11 protein-coding genes and 4 pseudogenes are annotated in these 15,982 nt (G+C 43.2%); 7 read left to right on the top strand and 8 right to left on the bottom strand.

Going from position 1 to position 15,982, the window contains the following annotated elements; genetic code table 11:
• Nucleotides 1-91 precede the first annotated feature (91 nt).
• Nucleotides 92-673 (bottom strand): TetR/AcrR family transcriptional regulator, encoded by a 582-nt coding sequence (locus B880_RS0102585; RefSeq protein WP_017345823.1) that lies wholly within the window; start codon nucleotides 671-673, stop codon nucleotides 92-94.
• A gap of 168 nt (nucleotides 674-841) precedes the next feature.
• Here B880_RS0102585 and B880_RS0102580 point away from each other — a divergent pair, with 168 nt between their 5' ends.
• The 4 genes and pseudogenes from B880_RS0102580 (at nucleotide 842) to B880_RS0102565 (ending at nucleotide 2,756) form a co-directional block, all read left to right on the top strand.
• On the top strand, nucleotides 842-1,591 hold the full coding sequence (locus B880_RS0102580) for an SDR family NAD(P)-dependent oxidoreductase (RefSeq protein WP_017345822.1): 750 nt from the start codon (nucleotides 842-844) through the stop codon (nucleotides 1,589-1,591).
• A 287-nt stretch (nucleotides 1,592-1,878) separates the two neighbouring features.
• A pseudogene (locus tag B880_RS27010) lies at nucleotides 1,879-2,064 on the top strand (recombinase family protein); the annotation flags it as partial.
• A gap of 33 nt (nucleotides 2,065-2,097) precedes the next feature.
• A pseudogene (locus tag B880_RS26575) lies at nucleotides 2,098-2,386 on the top strand (IS1 family transposase); the annotation flags it as partial.
• A 94-nt stretch (nucleotides 2,387-2,480) separates the two neighbouring features.
• Nucleotides 2,481-2,756: a hypothetical protein gene (locus tag B880_RS0102565; protein ID WP_017345820.1), complete on the top strand. Its 276-nt coding sequence runs from the start codon at nucleotides 2,481-2,483 to the stop codon at nucleotides 2,754-2,756.
• Nucleotides 2,757-3,708: 952 nt separating this feature from the next.
• Here B880_RS0102565 and cas5e read toward each other — a convergent pair.
• Genes cas5e through casA form a run of 5 tightly spaced genes read right to left on the bottom strand, consistent with a single transcriptional unit; the run spans nucleotide 3,709 to nucleotide 8,248 of the window.
• A complete protein-coding gene (cas5e, locus tag B880_RS0102560) occupies nucleotides 3,709-4,431 on the bottom strand; it encodes a type I-E CRISPR-associated protein Cas5/CasD (protein WP_017345819.1) in 723 nt (240 codons plus the stop codon).
• Entirely contained in the window at nucleotides 4,418-5,476 is a 1,059-nt protein-coding gene (gene cas7e / locus B880_RS0102555; RefSeq protein ID WP_026042386.1) for a type I-E CRISPR-associated protein Cas7/Cse4/CasC, read from the bottom strand. The genes cas5e and cas7e overlap by 14 nt, the downstream gene beginning before the upstream one ends.
• Nucleotides 5,477-5,506: 30 nt before the next feature.
• Entirely contained in the window at nucleotides 5,507-6,154 is a 648-nt protein-coding gene (gene cas6e / locus B880_RS0102550) for a type I-E CRISPR-associated protein Cas6/Cse3/CasE (protein ID WP_017345817.1), read from the bottom strand.
• Nucleotides 6,147-6,713: a type I-E CRISPR-associated protein Cse2/CasB gene (casB, locus tag B880_RS0102545; protein ID WP_017345816.1), complete on the bottom strand. Its 567-nt coding sequence runs from the start codon at nucleotides 6,711-6,713 to the stop codon at nucleotides 6,147-6,149. Before casB ends, cas6e begins: the two co-directional genes overlap by 8 nt.
• Nucleotides 6,714-6,724: 11 nt before the next feature.
• Nucleotides 6,725-8,248 carry a type I-E CRISPR-associated protein Cse1/CasA gene (gene casA / locus B880_RS0102540; RefSeq protein WP_017345815.1) on the bottom strand — a complete coding sequence of 508 codons (1,524 nt, stop codon included), beginning with the start codon at nucleotides 8,246-8,248 and terminating at the stop codon, nucleotides 6,725-6,727.
• Between the two features lie 2,340 nt (nucleotides 8,249-10,588).
• Between casA and lysM the strand changes: the two are divergent.
• Together lysM and B880_RS0102520 are read left to right on the top strand one after the other, a co-directional pair.
• Nucleotides 10,589-11,047 (top strand): annotated as a pseudogene (lysM, locus tag B880_RS24585) (peptidoglycan-binding protein LysM).
• 41 nt (nucleotides 11,048-11,088) lie between these two features.
• Complete coding sequence (locus B880_RS0102520; protein ID WP_017345809.1) at nucleotides 11,089-11,484, top strand: YidB family protein; 396 nt, start codon at nucleotides 11,089-11,091, stop codon at nucleotides 11,482-11,484.
• Nucleotides 11,485-12,298: 814 nt separating this feature from the next.
• On the opposite strand, the gene B880_RS0102515 is transcribed toward B880_RS0102520, so the two are convergent.
• A complete protein-coding gene (locus B880_RS0102515; protein ID WP_017345808.1) occupies nucleotides 12,299-12,634 on the bottom strand; it encodes a hypothetical protein in 336 nt (111 codons plus the stop codon).
• A gap of 2 nt (nucleotides 12,635-12,636) precedes the next feature.
• Nucleotides 12,637-13,269, bottom strand: a complete 633-nt coding sequence (locus tag B880_RS0102510) for a hypothetical protein (protein ID WP_017345807.1) — start codon at nucleotides 13,267-13,269, stop codon at nucleotides 12,637-12,639.
• A 932-nt stretch (nucleotides 13,270-14,201) separates the two neighbouring features.
• Here B880_RS0102510 and B880_RS26570 point away from each other — a divergent pair.
• Nucleotides 14,202-15,322 (top strand): annotated as a pseudogene (locus B880_RS26570) (IS3 family transposase).
• Nucleotides 15,323-15,982: the final 660 nt, after the last annotated feature.

Genomic DNA, 15,982 nt, shown 5'->3' with positions numbered 1-15,982 from the left:
CCGATCTGCTTTCCATTTCCACCGACCCAAATTAGCTGAAAATGAAAACACCAGATTAACAGCCTGATTATTTATGACGCCAGAGAAAGCGTTATTCTCCGGAATTACCATGCCGCTGCGCAGCAAGGTAAGCGCGTAACATCAGTGTCAGTTGTTTTTCTGCTTCCGCTCCGGCACTGGACGGTATAACCCGCATACAGAATGCCGGCACTGTGCCAAAAAGGACTGCTGTTATAGTTTGTGCAATGATATGGCATTCTTCGAAATAACCATCACAGGCCGATGTCAGTAGTCGCTCAATGACGTGAACAGTTTTTTGTACCGCTTCATCAAGCAACCTGCCGGCATCCAGGTCCACAGCAATGTAATAAAGAGCGGGAGAAACCTCTGCATTCGACATGATGGCTTCAAGGTAGGCCCTGACGACGACAGACGCTATTTTAGCTGACTCAGTATTCAAATTTTCGAGGCAGGCCTTTTCGACGATGTCTGTAAGGGAAGTCAGATGCCTTTCCAGCAGAGCAAGCAGCAAGGACTGTTTGTTCGGGAAATATTGATACAACGTGCCAACTGAAACCCCTGCTCGCTCAGCGACACGTGTTGTGTTAAGCCGTATTGGCCCCTCAGTTAACAAAACCTGAATGGTTGCCTCAAATATTGCGTCAACCGTCACGATAGATCGTTCCTGACGCGGCATTCTGCGGCGGTTGAGCTGTTGGGATGCCCCCATGGTCATAAGCGAATCCAAAACATGAAGAATGATTCATATAATAATTCTTCAACGCTTTTCGCTCAATCCCCATCATGAGCTGAAGAGGAATATGAATTTCAGGAGGTACATATGGGTAAGCTGGACGGCAAAGTTGCAGTAATCACTGGCGGCAGTGATGGGATCGGACTCGCGGCCGCTCAACTGTTTAGTCAGGAAGGGGCAACCGTGGTGATTACAGGTCGGGATCAGGCCAGACTGGATTCGGCAGGTCAGCACTGTGGCGGTAAGATTGACGCAGTACGCAGTGATATTTCTGTTATGACGGACATAGAGCAGCTCTGTACCTATGTGAATACCCGATATGGCGATGTTGATATTTTGTTTGCAAATGCAGGCGGTGGCAGACCAGGATTGTTCGCACAAGTAACAGAAGAAGACTTTGATTTTACGGTTAACACGAATTTTAAAGGCACCTTTTTTACAGTACAAAAAATTACCCCGCTTATGGCCAGTGGAGGCTCTGTCATTCTGACGACGTCGACGCTGGATCGACAAGGTCGGCCGTATGTCAGTGTTTATTCTGCAACCAAAGCAGCGATCCGCTCATTAGCCAGATCGCTGGCGGCTGAATTGTCTGATGCAGGCATTCGGGTTAATGCGATCTCTCCGGGTCTTATTGATACAGATCAGGCTAGGAAAGTTGGTATGAGCGAAGAAATGATTAAGCAGTCAAATGCCCATTTACATACCTTGATCCCTATGCATCGCAGTGGTACCGCGGATGAAATTGCAAGAGCAGCTCTTTTCCTAGCTTCAGATGATTCCTCATATGTGACTGGCTCAGAACTGTGCGTTGATGGGGGATGGGCCCAGGTTTAGTTTTCCTCCTTCACAGGCTTCGTTGATAAGCCTTATCTCGAATCATTTCATAGAGGCTCCATAAAAACGGTCGTTTTATGGAGCCTTAACCGTGATGTCAACGATCGGCCTGCAACCCGCAGAGCGGGATTGCATTTTCTCATTCCACTTATCATTTTCCATCTATACCCAAATCGGGTGACTTACTGGAAGACATATAATGCTCATTGGGTAAGCACGGGTTTCCACTGACGATCAGCATCTCGACCTGCAACGTGATCCCCTGACACTAGCCGTGGTGTGAACGTATTTTTGAAGACAAGGTCAGTGGTGCGCAGGCGGAACGCGAAGGACTGGAGAACCTGATAACCTCACTCCACCCCGGGGATACCGTTGTTATCTCGCGACTGGATCGCCTAGAACGCTCACTGAAAAATCTGCTGCACCTGGTTGAACGGCTGGATGGGTTGCGCGTTGGGCTGCGCAGTCTGCAGGAAAGCATTGATACCACTTCCAGCGGTGGACGCCTCGTTTTCCATCTTTTTGGGTCACTGCCGTGTTTGAACGTAACCTGGGGAGCATCTTTAAGCCTGTTGTCGTCCTTAAATGTTGTGTTATATGTGTCGTTGTATGAGTCACGCCTGAAGGAAAAGCTGCACTTTATCAGCAAACGTTAAACGCAGCGCATTGAACCGCATAACCCGAATCTTAGCCAGCATCTAGCAAGGTTGGGCAGGAATATCATCCTCTTTCTCAAAATCAGTAGGACTGCAAGATAAAGTCATCGGCTATTATCTGAGCACAAAACACTATCAAATAATTGGAATCATTCCTTGGGATTATAAAAACTCTTTTAAAAATCATTCTATTAATATAGAATTTATTAGTGCTTAATTTTTATGGCGGGGTTATGAAAGGGAAGGTAGCTGAACAGTTTGCAGAAAGCATGGCTTTTTCTATCCTTGAAAATGATTCGGTCAGCCACGACTTAATCGGTAGTGTTATGCTATTTTTCAGATGCATAGATGGAGGGGAAAAATATAAGGCTTACTGTGATTACAATAGCTTAAATGTCATTACACCAACTGAAAAATTCGTTTTCTATGATGTGGATCGCCCACAAATTGAAATACTTAAAGAAGTTTTTTATACATTGTATTTTTCCCCAAAAATACAGTTATTGTGATTAATGTAAATGATGGTTTTAATAGCTGGTGAGCTTTTTATTTTGCTGCTAGTAAGGAGTTCAAAAACATCATTAATTGGATTGCATCCAGTTAATGATACCAGATGCGATATATGTAAAGATATTTACACCATGATTTTTAGGATTACCACCCTAACATTCAAAGATGGTAATTAATATTCCATGGTTAATTTTCAGGATGGCCTTGAATCATGAATAAACATTGATTTCACATGAGTTCGCAGTTAACTTTCCTAAGTTGTAGTGTTAATTAGCGGCCATTTTTTAATGGTGACCCTTTAAAAAATTATGCATTACCTTTAAATTAAGTGTATAGGGGGTCTTAAATGATTACCAAGAGAGGTTGCTGGCATAATTTCCATCTAAATTTTTAATGAAATGAAAAAAAATCACAACTTGATTTAATTTATTATTGACGTGAAAGTCTGAATGGATACTAGTCTTTTATATCTATTTTATTATAGTCTGCGCTGTGATTTTAAAATCATTTTAAATACTGCTTACACCCCCACGTAGGTGAGGAAATTTTGAAAAAAACACTTTCTCTTCTTCCAGTGATTGAAACACCCCCACGAGCGTGGGGAAGATATCACATCCCTCTAAAGAGACGCCTTTATTGACAGAAACACCCCCCATTAAAAAGGGGAAATCATACTTTTTATCAGAGAGATTTACACCATCAAGAAACACCCCCACGTAGGTGAGGAATAAACGAAAAATTCACTTTTCTGTCTGGCTGCAATAGAAACACCCCCAAAAAGGTGGGGAAGATAGTGTCGATTATTACCTTTACAGCAAACTGAAGAAACACCCCCATAAGCACGGGGAAGAGCAAAGTCTAATTAATCTCTAAGACATCGACAAAGAAACACCCCCACATTAATGGGGAAAATCAAATGAATTTTAAAAGAGCTAGACCTTTTCCCGTAAGTTATACGAAATTCAGAATTGTCACACGCCGGTCACGATAACACTTTTTTATGCCAAACTGTACAGGAACGTCATTTAGGATAAAATGCTCACCCTCACCCTCACCCTCACCCTCAATTACAGCATAGCAAAGTGTCAATTTTTTTCTCTCAGCTATATTATTGGCCTCTTTCCAAGCTGCATTGGCATCAGTATAGACGCCTTGGTAAATAAATTCTGTTGGCACACAACATTTTCTACCAAGATATAAATCCCATTCAGGGTTTTGCAACGAAATTGATAATATATCCACTTGCGATTCAGGGATCTCAAGTACCGCGGCGAATACCGAATCCTGTAAGTAGTAGCGATAAGTCATCTTAGTGCCACCTCCGACAGCCTTTTTACCACCAGACGTTTTAGGTATTAGAAGAGATTGCCACGGGTCGGTATCATCGTAGCCACTACCGACCATCTGAAGATCACATAAATTGGGGTTAGGTAAACACGGTTGTCCTTTATTATTCCTCCTGAGGTAAGCACGTATCTCCAGACTCATATCATTCATTTCTGCCAACCATTCAATTTCAGCACCACCTGCTCCGCGCGCGCAGCACAATAAACCCAGAATTCCAGAGCGTGTGGGGAAACTCAATGTGTCGCGCACTCCAAATTTGGAGTTGTGCCCCCAAGATTGGAGTGCTCCTTCGAGCCAAAGAAGAATAAATGTTTTAGACGGGCTCATTGCTATCCTTTTGCAGGTGAGACTGTAGATCGGTAATCAGTAGATCAATGCTATATTCAGGATCTTCACCCCATTCATACCCCCCGAGCCTTCCAAACAGCGATCCAGATAGTTTTTCTTTATTATGTAGCCAGGTTTTAAGCATTATTTTACTTGAATGTAGGAAGCCTTCACCTTTACTTTTAACTGGTTGCTCAAAAGAAGCTTGCATACGTTGACCTTTTCGCAGCAATACGTAGGCATATTCCCATGGACATGCGCCCGACTGCGTTGTTTGACGTGCATCAGGTACGGCTACATACAGCGCTTTTACAAAAGCTTCGACAGCCGAATTAATATCAGCGTCTTCTCCTAAAGTCTGTTCCAGTTGTCCCAGATCGAGACTTACGTAACGATAGTATGTAGCGGAGTTGAATTCCAGACTGCCCATATGTGCCGAACCACTTTCTTCCTCTGTTTTAAGGTCATCTACCGCCGTGAAAAACTCTACTTCGTTTACGGCTTTATGGGTTGAAATTGCATGTGCGAATGATGCAGCTGCCTCTACATTCATATCAGACGCTTTGGCTACCATACGCCCAAACAGAGCTATATCCAGAGCATCAAGCGTTCTATTTACGACTTTTTTTGACACTTTTATCAGCTCTTTACTATTCAGCTTAGAGGCTTCGAAATTGTGAGTTTTTGCGTACGCGGCGAATGCTTTTGTTTCAAACTCACTAAGAAACAGTAACGTATCGTCAGAAAGAAATGCTGCCATTACTGCACCACAACTATTAGCTTGCTCTTGACTAGCATTCAGTGCCAGACACTCATCAGCTATCATGCTTGCTGTCTTTTTGCTACGAACCCCAAGGCGAATACCAAAGTCCGGCATCGCAAGACGTACCTGTCGCTTCCAACATTGTGATGACACACGGGCTCGTGGCACACCCCCTATAATAGCTGATTTCGGCGCGCCGACATCATCGCGGTTAAGACAGGTCACCGGGAAAGACTGAAGAATATGAAATTCAATTCTGGTATTTTTATAGTTTCTGGTCATAACTTTGTCCTAAAATATAAGTTGCAAGCATCAAGTAAACAGGTTATCAATGATGGGTACAATTTGTAGTAAGCCACAACCAAACGCCCTACCTTTACCAATACCATTTTTAAAACTGTTTCGAAATTGCTGCGAGTTAATAACCGTTAACTGTCCCTGAACATGGGCTTTACCTATGGTTACCAGACGCCCGGATTTACCCTCAAAGCGCAAAACATCAATAGCCTCTATCTGTAACGTTTGAGGAGTTACTTGAAATCCCCAGCTATCTGTGGCTCGTTTTAAAAACCAGTCTGCGATTGCAGACCGTCCCTTAACGGCAATGCGTTTACCACTTTTTTTATCCTTACGTACCGGATTAACCTGCACTTTGAAGCAATAGTGAGTATGAGACAGGAATGTATCTGAAATGGGTTTTATGAGCACCATACCATATTTTCCATCGATGTTGGTTGCCGGCGGACGGTTGGATACAATCAGTACTTTGCGGTGCTGAAAATCACCTCCCTGGTCAGCATAGACAATCCCACTCTGAACATTGCTGTTCTTTTCCGTATCAGAACGTTCATCAGAAAAAAGACTGTACACTACCCGATGCAATGAGTATGTATCCGTCATTTTTAATGCTTTCACAGCCGTGCGATCGAGGTGCAAAGCACTGGCGAAAAGTTCAGTCATGCACTTTCTCCGTTGTCCGATCACTATCATCTATACTCTGGCGATAAAATGTCTTCGCCCAGCACGCACGGATCTTTACCTGACTCTCACCTGAGAACTCCAGCAATTGCTCCAGCAGTTGAACGAAATCAGGTGTTACCCCCCTACATGCCATCAGCATTAGCAACGGACGCAGAATGTGGCAAGATTCCTTTATACTGGTACAGGCCAGCAGGCGACGCAGGCGTACTTTGGCCTGTTCAGACTGATAGCCCTCCCTAAAACAGGCAGCAATAGCAGTGCCCAGAGGCAGCGTCCCGTTTTCCTTAGGTCGCGTTCTTGCCAGCGCAGCTCCCACAGTGCAATAAGGAATACGTTCACAATCGTTTTCTAGATCAACAGAAAAACTGGCTAATAGCTCCCAACTTTGGTATTCGGTTGCGATATTATCTGCACGTTTGAGGCGTGCAGAAAAGCTATTTTCTTCCTGGATACGTTCCATCACATAGCTGACAAACATTCCAGCCATGGACATTTTTTCAGGAGTTGAGACAGCTATATCTGAAGGAAATTGAATCATATAGATTATCCTTAATCAGCTGATAGATATTCGGAAAAACTTGGGCGCGTACAAGCCCAGGCATCCATCTGTCGAGCACTGTCGTTTGGGCACATCTGATCGAATACCTGAAGAGCGTAGGATACGAACGTTTTACGTAACTGAATTCGTTTTTTTCCTGCAGTTGAATGCGAAGCACAAGTACTAATTAGAACCTGAGAGTGCTGTTCGCAAAGTCGCCAAAATAACCGTGTTGTTTTTTCAGCCTGACTAGAAACAAAAACCTGCACGTTTCCAATACCAGATTTGTCTATATCGGATAACTGGCGGAAATACTTAACAACGGCTCCCCAAAGTAACTTCTGAACGTTGTCTAGCTGTTCCATTTCATCTTCAAGATGATTAATAAACTCACTACCAGTAAGGTGTGAAGATAGCCTTATTTCAGACTGTACATAGTCATCAGTACCGGAGGCATATTGTTCCCCAGCATTGCTGCTAACACGTAATCCCCCTGACCACAAGGAAAACTGTTCAACGTTACTGGAGACACGTCCGAATGTGATTTTAAGCTGTTGCGTCTCAACTCCACCTTTTTTATCTTTACCTATAAAATGCAACAAAGACGGTAATTCTCGCCATGGGGTCTTATTAGGGTTTGCCCATAACGCTTTAGGTTTTATCTGCGAAAAATCCACCGATGCTGTCGGGTCCACTTTTCCTTCAAGATAGCCAGCATGGATAACACCATCTGTGTAGTGAATAGAGTCATTTTCCAGAAGGCAAAATTTTCCCATTGGAACTAGTCGTCCGAGCAGTGACTTTTTCAACGCCCTGGCAATTTTATCGTCTTCACCTGTTGGCATGTTCTCCCAAGGTGCAACGCCCAGAGATGGGTACATTGCCAGTTGAGCTATATCTTCAGTGGTAAATAAGTTTAACCAAAGAGTATGAATAATACTGTTACCCAGCCAAAAGGAATGCAATAGTCCTAAATGTCCTACTGAAACTCCATGCTTTCCGCTAGCTGGTTTACCCTTGTCATTTTGCTTACCCAGATAGCCTGGTGTTAATACCACTGAGTTATCAGTTTTCTTACCGCTGAGGCCGAAGCCCATTTGAACGATGATAGCCAGAGCCCTGTCAGCATCATCAGTGCTATGCTGTTGCTGCGTTTGAGTTAATACGGTTGTGTTACCGGTACTGACCTCAGGTGATAATGCCCAAACAGACTTTCTTTCAGCGGTCCGAATAGCAGGCATCTGTAAAAACGGCTTATCGCCATAAAGATAAAACCGGTCATGCCACTTTTTCAGGTAGCCCAGACAGTTTTCGGCCATACCTTGCCAGCCCATTTTTTCCCATTCGCCATCATCTTGTGGAGTATGGGCCGCCTGAGCAATAGCTAAAAGTAGCTTGGTTATCGCAATCTTCTCTACAGAACTTCCCCCTAAGGCGCGTAATGCTGCATTACTGAAAATCGTTTTCAGACTGACCGGACCAACTTCCGAAACAGGGATCCATGGGGAATCAATCAGGTTAAAATGGTTTTCCATAGCTTGTTCCTAATTGGGCAACGTTGGTAGGTCTAGGTCTTACCGATACTAATGAACGTATTTATAACTTACCAGATAGCTATCGTAAAAATTTTATTAAGAAACTTCTTCAGCAGTTCATGTTCAGCCATACAACCAGGAAGAGATTTGATAATTCGTACCAGTTACTGGCTAAGTGCGACAGACAGTTTTTCCACCCCCACAAGTAGATACGGATGGCAAAATGTAGTGAGTAAGCAGTGTAACAAGCATTCATGGGCCTCAAAGGGCCATAAAGGATTTGAGACTTTAGTTCAGATAGCGTTCTACGGTTCCAAACCAGTTATGCAAACTATCAGGCAAAGCAGTTACTTGAGTGCTTTGCACCGCTTACCTCTTAACTGCTGTCGGATTACTGGATGAAAAGCTATTGTACGGTCTATTGTCGCTGACAACCGCCGGTGCAGAATTTAGAACTAAAAATCGAGGTACGAAAGGAATAATACCAGATGGTTTTTGTAGTTGATCACATCTACGGTAACAGTAGGGATATCTACAAGAACGTGCTTCACTGAACCTACGCACCGGATGTGCGAAGCCGGGATTTTATCACAAAAGTGTGAGTTCTATTCTTGCCAAGCAGCGTATTTTACTCATACTGGATGTGTGCTGAACTGCTCGGGTTCCGGCACATTGTTGTCTATTATGAGCGCGTGAAATCGTTCAGCCCGCTACGAAAGATGGCGGGTTTTTTCACCCTTGTTATTCAGCGAGCATCACGTAAAAAAGGCCATTTTCTCTCGAACTCCCTGAGTTCCTGCTCCAGCTTGCCTAGCCAGTCGTATTTTATATAGTATGGCATCCCCCTTGCATCATTGCTGCCACTCTGAGGGGGCCGGGTGGGAGATCGATCTTGTCTGTTTTGTATCATCTGTTAGTCCATTTCTCGATTAGGTATTTATTAAGCATCTTTTTGATGCTGGACGAGGATAGGCCAAGCTTGAGTTAGATACAAACTTTAGTTGATGTCGTTTGGTTTTTTCATACTTTTTTCACTAGTCTGTTGAATTAAGATAGCATCTTGTTACTCGGCGACGAATGGAGTTTATAATCCTGCCTCCAGTCATTGATTGTTTCCCAGGCACTAAAAAAAATTCTCAACTTATGCTCATTCAGACACTTTTTCCGAAAGTAGTCGTTCAGACTCTCATCGTTGGGTTGCCAAGCTCTGTTCAGTTCAACACCATATTCAAAGACCAATTAGTCAAGCGTAAGGTAGGCTTACAATGATAGGCCTACAAATCTGGAGGCTCGACGTTGCTACAGCCCCGCACACAACCTCAAGCTTCTGGTCATAAATTTTATCCATGAGCCACCTTAAGCCCATCTTTATCCATCATGGCTTTAGCAAGTACCTTCCCGAGGCTGAGGTTCTCGTCTGCAGACAACTTAAGAGCATAAATGCCAATATACTTTTGCGAAAGGTGTAAGTACAAGGTAGATCCTGAACTATCGTGCTTAAGGTGGAGTTCTTGGGCCGGAACTTCGGCTTTCCAGAGAGCTGGTCATTTCTTTGATAGTAAAAAAAACCGCCCATATGGGCGGTAAGGGTGTTTACACATACAACTATTATCTCATAATCATTATAGCTCATGATTGTTAAACTGTGGACTCAGCCTTACAAGGTGGTGAATTGAAAATTTTGTGTGATGGTTATGTAAAACTGAATTAATGCGTCCTACCCTCGGATTAGATACAACCTTCAGTAAGTAACTTTATTTAGTTGGCCCTTTGTCATAAATCCTGCCCCATCTGGAAACAGAATTCCGGCATGATATTCACTTCCCAGAGCTTAGGATGTGCCGAGAAAACGCCATGGTGCGCCAAAATGCAGATTGTGTTTGCCCTGAAGCAGGTTGCCTATATGAGCCTCGACAAGGCAATGCTGCAGGACGTACATGCATAAATAGAGCTGGCGCAGGCATGTCTGTGTGAGTGAGTCAGTGACTTACAGACTCGCAACAGTGCGAGTCATAGTCGTTATATTTTCGCTGGGCTAGATGCTCCCATCAGAGCTCACACAAAAGTCTACTGGTTGCCAGAATAAGCACCCCCGCCAGAAGCCATTTTTTTCCTGATCAGGCATGGTTAAAATTCGGGGATAGGTTAAGCTTACGAAATTATTAACTGATCTGGGCCTCTAACCAGAGAGGCAGGTTAAGAGGCGTTTAGCTATTAAATGAGCGTTGCAATAGATTAAAAAAATTATAAATCAACACACTGTATTATCCCCCCCACTAATAATTATACTGAGCTATGATTAAGTTGCAGGTGAATTTTCTAAATTAAGAGGAAAGTTGTATGGAGCTTTTAGATTTCGTTAAACAGGCTGGTGAGAAGGTATGGGATGCTGTTTCAGGTCATGACGACAGTGATAAATCACAGAGGCTTCAAGAGCATATCAGAAGTCTTGCTCTTCCGGGGGTGGAGTCAGTTGAGGCGGTTGTTGCAGATGATTGAACCGTCACACTGACAGGCAATGTATCATCACAGGAAGTAAAAGAAAAAATACTGGCAGCAGCAGGTAATGTGGAGGGCGTCAGCAAAGTAGACGATCAGCTAAAAGTTTCTACTGAAGAAAGCACAAGCGAGAGTACTTATTATACCGTGAAGACTGGCGATACTCTTAGCGCAATATCACATGCAGTTTACGGGACAGGAAACAAGTATCAGGCAATTTTTGATGCAAACACGCCTATGCTGAAAAGCCCAGATAAAATCTATCCTGGTCAGGTTTTGATTATACCGAAAAGTGAGTAGCGCCTGATATTCTACAAAAATGAAACGACGGAAAATGCAATATGGGACTATTAGATGGTGTAACAAACGCTCTTGTAGGACAAGGCACAAGCTCTTCACCCCACCAGGCAATATTCGCATGGATAGAGGAGCAAGGTGGGTGCGAGTCTATACTTGAAAAGTTCAGAGCTGAAGGACTGGAGAATACCGTTCAGTCGTGGTTAACATCAGGAGATAACCTGCCTTTAACCTCTGAAAGAATAACAGCTATTTTAGGCTCCCCTGCGGTTCAGAGTCTGGCAGTGAAACTCGGTGTTGATACAGAAAAAGCATCAACTATCCTGGCAGAGTATCTCCCTAAAATTATCGATACCCTATCACCCGAGGGACGAGTTTCTGAGCGTAACGATCTCGTTTCGGCAGGCATAAAACTGTTGGAAGGTAAGTTGTACAGTTAGCGCTAAAGGCCGGTTTACCCGACCTTTAATTACATAAAACTATGCAGACGAATGTTCTTACCATTCGAATTCAGCCGGTTTTGCGTTTATTCGTAGCACGCGATGTGAGTCGTTTTTTCTTCATTACCAACCTTATTGCTTTAAGGTAACACCTGACCCCTAAGGACCGGTCATAAAAATCATAAATCTGAATGTGTCAGCATACTTTCCAATTTAAATAAATGCCCCTTTTTCCCAGACCAGCGGCACCCCGCATTTGAGATAACGTGCTTTATGCATTTTTTATGCTTCTTTACTATGCAGGATAAAAAAACAACATCTAATATTAGTACGTTAGATACAGATTACTCCAACACGAAGCGTACACGATGAATAAAAAAGGCATGACTTTTCTCTTTATAGCTTCAGCTGTAGCCTTCTCAGTGACTGGCTGTTCCATCACATCCGCAATCAAGTAAAATCTACTTAATATAACTCATTTTATCATTGGTCTTAGTCACGGTACAACCCTCGAATCTGGAAAGAAATTAAAGCTTAGACAAAAGGCAATCAGTTTTACAACTGGCTTAAACGCATAAAAAAAGATGTTTTTCAGATGGTTAGTGTCAATAAATAATATTTAGAACCTAATTCTCAATAAAGATAAAAGAACTAATTGTTGTTTTAAAATTCAACTTATGAGTAGAGGGGAAAATCCGAAGTTTTAACAGTACTGAAAGGCCTAAGTCCTGCTGAGTACGAACTCAGGCCATGAAATCAACTAAAAATCGCCTATATAATCTTACGCGGTTAATTAACCAAGATATCTTTTAATTTACTGTAGCTCACATCCACCAAACGCATAAGTTGCCGTTGCTCTCTCATTTCCGGTAAGATTTTCAATATTGTCATTATATTCAGCCAGCATGAAAAAACCGTTAGCCTTCTTCAACAAAAAGTTTTCTCTATACGCTGTACTGCCATCGAAGTTATCAAAAATTAGAACTTTACCCCCTGATTTCATCTGTAAATCAGAACCAGATATTTTCACCACCGTTTTCGCTGAGACGGGCGTGGGAGTATCTCTTGTTGCGATCTTATCGCAGATAAAAATACTCGCAAAAGCATTCCCTGTTACGCACAGTAAAGAAATAGCAATAATTTCTTTCATTTTCAGCCCTTAATAAGTTTCACATCTTCTCTAAATTCTTCAGTACTGCCATTTGGATTATCAACTAGCCACCTCGCATATCTATCCATTACGAGATCAGACCAACGATTATGATCCGGCATATGGAAATCATATCCTTCATAACTCGCATTTACTGGAAATTCATCTCGCCCATAATCTCTTATGAGCCGCTCTCCATCAATGAATACATCCCCATTTATTGATTCATATTCATATGGTTTTTGGTCGAAACCTTCTTTCAATAACTTAGCTGGAATAGCCTTCTTACTTCGAACATTGTGTATATTGCCATTAACACAGACTTCCCATGAGCTATTTTTGGGCTTGTTTGCATTAAAACTACCCTTACCAACAAGATTTTGAAATTGTTCAAAGGTTAAATCAGCAAAACGGGGATTTGTATTCCTGAAGTGGTCAAACAACTGGTAAACATCAGATTTAATATTTTGTTTACAGCTTAAGATTACTGCTTTGAAAATGAGCAAACGCTCAATGAAGCGATCAATATCACTTGGGTCAATACTCGCAAGTTCGACAATATCATGATTAAGATCATTTGCTTTGAAATCAGCCCTATAGAGGGGCAAGAGGTGTTCAGGTTTTATGGTTTTCATATACAAGCCCTACACATTGGTAGGGCGTTGTATCAGTTATGGTGTGCGATTACAACTGTAGGTTTTCCCTGATGCGCAAGTGGTACAATCTTCTCCTACCTCGGCAACGCAAGCGGCTTCCTCGCAAACTTCATTTGTTTTTGATGTTCTATCTCAAATGAGCCTGCTTTACTTGTATCTATACAGTATGGACAATATCCAAATTTCGGAACATATCTACGGGCGTATGATGATGCTTGGTTTAGTGTGTGGCAGGTGCCTATAAAAATCCTGTCGTCCTTATGTGGTAGGTGTACACATCCAAAAAGATGCATCAACACACCATTGGTCATATGGTCACTAAGATAATACCTATTAGCCATGTACTACATCCTCACTAATGATCAAGCTTTCTCTTACCTGATACATCGCATCTACGTATACAAATGATGTTCGTAATGCTGGTGTGCCTCTACCCATCCTATCTATGACCAGTACTATAGGTGTATCAGTACATTCAACTATTCGCACATCCCCAAACTCGTAAATCGTCACACCTCTGTTGAAGTAAACGCTGATTATCTCGCCGTTGAATTCACGATATTGAATTGTCGCCCTTTTCATTAACCTTAGACATCCTTTTAAAATGAATCAAGAAATGCAATAGATTGTATCGATTATATTGATTGCAACGATCGATATAACCGATCATTCACATAAATCAATGGGTTAGTCAATGAATGGTAACGGTGAGTTAGTATGTCAAACCATATTTAGGTGGGTTAGAGATGGATAATGTTAATTTTTTGTTTAATTTAAAATGATCATCTGTGCTTTGTAACACAACCATCATCGTCGCTCTTACAAGACAACAAATTCCAATGACCTGCTCCCCGTTGATTAATACACCGCGATGTTAGTCATGTCTTCATAAGCCATATGAGGACATCCCTATGAAGAAGCAATTTTCCGACGAACAGATCATCAGTATTCTCCACGAGGCAGAAGCCGGGGTTTCGGCCCGGGAACTCTGCCGCAAGCATGCAATTTCAGATGCCACCTTCTATACCTGGCGTAAGAAGTTCGGCAGCATGGAAGTCACCGAAGTGAAGCGGCTCAAGTCACTTGAAGAGGGGATGCTCGTCTCAAGAGGCTGCTCGCTGAAGTCATGCTGGATAAGGAGGTGCTTCAGGTGGCTCTGGGCCGAAAGTTCTGACGACAGACCAGAAGCGGGAAGCCGTGGAAGTTATCTGTGAGACAACGGGTCTGTCGCAACGCCGTGCCTGCAGGCTGATAGGTCTGTCACTTTAAACCTGCCGTGATTCGGCTCAGCGTCCGGCTGCTGACGCGCAACGGTCCCTACGCATCACAGAGCTGGCACTTGAATGACGCCGGTTTGGTTACCGGCGCATCTGGCAGTTATTGCGCCGGGAGGGCCTTCACGTCAACCACAAGCGGGTTTACCGCATCTATAACCTTAACGCTCTGGGTTTAAAACGCAGGCGCCGCCGTAAGGGTCTCCCGGCTAAACGGCTTCCGCTTCTTCGCTTGGATACGCCGAAACTGATATGGTCGATGGATTTTGTCATGGACGCACTTGCCAGCGGCCGCCGGATTAAATGCCTGACCTGTGTGGATGATTTCACCAAGTAGTGTCTGACGATCACCGCCGCTTTCGGAAGTTCAGGTGTTCATGTCGCGCGTATTCTGGATAGCATTACGCTGTTTCGTGGATATCCTGAGACGATAAGAACCGTTCAGGGCCCGGAATTTACCTGCCGCGCGCTGGATCAATGGGCCTTTGAACATGATATTGAGTTGCGCTTAATCCAGCCGGGCAAGCCAACTCAGAACGGATTTATTGAGAGTTTCAACGGTCGCTTTCGGGATGAATGCCTGAATGAGCACAGGTTCAGCGAAGTTCTTCATGCCCGAAAAATCATTAATGACTGGCGGCAGGACTATAACGAGTCCAGACCTCATTCATCGCTGAATTACCAGACGCCATCTGAATTTGCAGCAGGCTAGCGAAACGGGAAGAATGAAGAATAAATCAACCGACATTACTAACTGAAGGTTGTATCTAATCCTGGAGGCAGGTCAGGTAGATGGATCATCGGAGGAGTTACGATGTGACAATTAGCTTAGATCTATCCACTGTACAGGGTGACGTACCCACTGGTTAACATCTGTCTTCACTGAAGCCGGATAATGATATCTACTGTATCGGGTAGGTATCCGGTACAGTAAATATCCATTATGCAGGGTAGATGACAATTTTGGATTGCGTTTGAGGATGTTCCGTACGTAGTCCCCTGATCCTACCCGCCATTACTTTTCAAGCAGGCAACCAGAACAGAGTTAGCAACTTTGTGAACATAAGCTATAGGAAGTAATTTACTCCCTATAGCTTATGTTCACATCACTTCATCTTATATAGCTGATTAGGGGTCTAAGCGACTACATGAGCAATATGTTATGGCCTAATTATCGCTTATCCCACGGCACATAAAGGAAATTCTCGATCAGAAACCTAACTACGCCAAGCTCTGGCAAGTTAGCGTTCACCAGGGGTGACTGTAGACCATAAACTACAGTAAGTGCACTTCATGATCTGCAAAGCGATATAAGCTATAGCGAGTAAATACATTGAACATGCGCATGAACATAAGCTATAGAGAGTAAAAATCACATAATCGCTAGGCTAGATAAGCTGTAGTGAGTAAAACAGCTT

This window comes from Pantoea sp. A4 (assembly GCF_000295955.2).
GTDB classification, from domain to species: domain Bacteria; phylum Pseudomonadota; class Gammaproteobacteria; order Enterobacterales; family Enterobacteriaceae; genus Pantoea; species Pantoea multigeneris.
Note: the sequence above shows the minus strand (reverse complement) of the source record. Positions and strands in the feature narration are given on the sequence as shown.

What these genes read in the sequence shown, in the direction of transcription:
- B880_RS0102580 (WP_017345822.1), top strand. Translation starts at nt 842, where the DNA reads ATGGGTAAGCTGGACGGCAAAGTTGCAGTAATCACTGGCGGCAGTGAT.
- B880_RS0102565 (WP_017345820.1), top strand. Translation starts at nt 2,481, where the DNA reads ATGAAAGGGAAGGTAGCTGAACAGTTTGCAGAAAGCATGGCTTTTTCT.
- cas5e (WP_017345819.1), bottom strand. Translation starts at nt 4,431, where the DNA reads ATGAGCCCGTCTAAAACATTTATTCTTCTTTGGCTCGAAGGAGCACTC.
- cas7e (WP_026042386.1), bottom strand. Translation starts at nt 5,476, where the DNA reads ATGACCAGAAACTATAAAAATACCAGAATTGAATTTCATATTCTTCAG.
- cas6e (WP_017345817.1), bottom strand. Translation starts at nt 6,154, where the DNA reads ATGACTGAACTTTTCGCCAGTGCTTTGCACCTCGATCGCACGGCTGTG.
- casB (WP_017345816.1), bottom strand. Translation starts at nt 6,713, where the DNA reads ATGATTCAATTTCCTTCAGATATAGCTGTCTCAACTCCTGAAAAAATG.
- casA (WP_017345815.1), bottom strand. Translation starts at nt 8,248, where the DNA reads ATGGAAAACCATTTTAACCTGATTGATTCCCCATGGATCCCTGTTTCG.
- B880_RS0102520 (WP_017345809.1), top strand. Translation starts at nt 11,089, where the DNA reads ATGGGACTATTAGATGGTGTAACAAACGCTCTTGTAGGACAAGGCACA.
- B880_RS0102515 (WP_017345808.1), bottom strand. Translation starts at nt 12,634, where the DNA reads ATGAAAGAAATTATTGCTATTTCTTTACTGTGCGTAACAGGGAATGCT.
- B880_RS0102510 (WP_017345807.1), bottom strand. Translation starts at nt 13,269, where the DNA reads ATGAAAACCATAAAACCTGAACACCTCTTGCCCCTCTATAGGGCTGAT.